This window comes from Achromobacter sp. NPDC058515, assembly GCF_042721735.1.
Classification (GTDB): domain Bacteria; phylum Pseudomonadota; class Gammaproteobacteria; order Burkholderiales; family Burkholderiaceae_B; genus Achromobacter.
This window is the reverse complement of the sequence record NZ_JBHXNI010000032.1, coordinates 1-2,261: the sequence shown is the minus strand read 5'-3', so window position 1 is coordinate 2,261 and position 2,261 is coordinate 1. Positions and strand designations below refer to the sequence as shown.

The 2,261-nt window shown below is 53.9% G+C and carries 2 rRNA genes; both read right to left on the bottom strand.

Annotated features, from left to right (window positions below):
* Positions 1–97: ribosomal RNA gene (gene rrf, locus ACFWP0_RS29550) — 5S ribosomal RNA — on the bottom strand; the annotation flags it as partial.
* A gap of 201 nt (positions 98–298) precedes the next feature.
* Positions 299–2,261 (bottom strand): 23S ribosomal RNA (locus tag ACFWP0_RS29545); the annotation flags it as partial.

Here is a 2,261-nt window from a genome sequence, read left to right as displayed (position 1 = left end):
CTTTCACAGACGTCCGTCCACTATCATCGGCGCGAAGGCGTTTCACTGTCCTGTTCGGGATGGGAAGGAGTGGTACCACCTTGCTATGGTCGTCAGGCGTAACTGGTTGAGCCGCTGCGGTCTAGGCAACAGCTCCAATCTGGGAAGAAACACAACGTGTGGGCGATCAGAGGCTAGCTCGATGATCGCGCACAGGTGGGATGTAATTGGTGTTGGCTGGCCGCCGACGGTGCGGCCAGATTTTGTATTGAACGACACTTGGAACGCTATACCACCAGGTCATAACCATCAGTGTTATAGGATCAAGCCTCACGGGCAATTAGTATCGGTTAGCTTAACGCATTACTGCGCTTCCACACCCGACCTATCAACGTCCTGGTCTCGAACGACCCTTCAGGGGGATCAAGTCCCCGGGATACCTTATCTTCAGACGAGTTTCCCGCTTAGATGCCTTCAGCGGTTATCTCTTCCGTACTTAGCTACCCGGCAATGCCATTGGCATGACAACCGGTACACCAGAGGTACGTCCACTCCGGTCCTCTCGTACTAGGAGCAGGCTCCGTCAAGTATCCAACGCCCACGGCAGATAGGGACCAAACTGTCTCACGACGTTTTAAACCCAGCTCACGTACCTCTTTAAATGGCGAACAGCCATACCCTTGGGACCGGCTACAGCCCCAGGATGAGATGAGCCGACATCGAGGTGCCAAACACCGCCGTCGATATGAACTCTTGGGCGGTATCAGCCTGTTATCCCCAGAGTACCTTTTATCCGTTGAGCGATGGCCCTTCCATTCAGAACCACCGGATCACTATGTCCTGCTTTCGCACCTGTTCGACTTGTCAGTCTCACAGTCAAGCACGCTTATGCCATTGCACTATCAGCACGATTTCCGACCGTACCTAGCGTACCTTCGAACTCCTCCGTTACACTTTGGGAGGAGACCGCCCCAGTCAAACTGCCCACCATGCACTGTCCCCGATCCGGATAACGGACCAAGGTTAGAACCGCAAACAAACCAGGGTGGTATTTCAAGGATGGCTCCACGTGATCTAGCGACCACGCTTCAAAGCCTCCCACCTATCCTACACAGGCCGGTTCACAGTCCAATGCAAAGCTACAGTAAAGGTTCATGGGGTCTTTCCGTCTAGCCGCGGGTAGATTGCATCATCACAAACACTTCAACTTCGCTGAGTCTCAGGAGGAGACAGTGTGGCCATCGTTACGCCATTCGTGCAGGTCGGAACTTACCCGACAAGGAATTTCGCTACCTTAGGACCGTTATAGTTACGGCCGCCGTTTACCGGGGCTTCGATCAAGAGCTTGCACCCCATCACTTAACCTTCCGGCACCGGGCAGGCGTCACACCCTATACGTCGACTTTCGTCTTTGCAGAGTGCTGTGTTTTTAATAAACAGTCGCAGCCACCGATTCTCTGCGACCCCATCATGCTAAGCGCGCAGGCGCTTCACACTACCGGGGTATACCTTCTCCCGAAGTTACGGTATCAATTTGCCGAGTTCCTTCTCCTGAGTTCTCTCAAGCGCCTTGGAATATTCATCCCGTCCACCTGTGTCGGTTTGCGGTACGGTCTCGTACAGCTGAAGCTTAGAGGCTTTTCTTGGAACCACTTCCAATCACTTCGCAAGCAATGCTCGCTCGTGTCACACCCTTGATTTACGCGCCCGGATTTGCCTAAGCGCCATCTTCGATGCAGCAACAGGGACATCCAACACCCTGATGATCTTCCGCGATCCGTCCCCCCATCGCACTGTACGACGGTACTGGAATATTAACCAGTTTCCCATCAGCTACGCATCTCTGCCTCGCCTTAGGGGCCGACTCACCCTGCGCCGATGAACGTTGCGCAGGAAACCTTGGACTTACGGCGAGGGGGCTTTTCACCCCCTTTATCGCTACTCATGTCAGCATTCGCACTTCTGATACCTCCAGCAGCCTTTACAAGCCACCTTCGCAGGCTTACAGAACGCTCTCCTACCGCGTGCACTAAAAGTGCACACCCGCAGCTTCGGTTTATCGCTTAGCCCCGTTACATCTTCCGCGCAGGACGACTCGATCAGTGAGCTATTACGCTTTCTTTAAAGGATGGCTGCTTCTAAGCCAACCTCCTGACTGTCTATGCCTTCCCACTTCGTTTCCCACTTAGCGATAATTCGGGACCTTAGCTGGCGGTCTGGGTTGTTTCCCTCTTGAGTCCGGACGTTAGCACCCGGTGCTCTGTCTCCCAAGCTGTACTTGC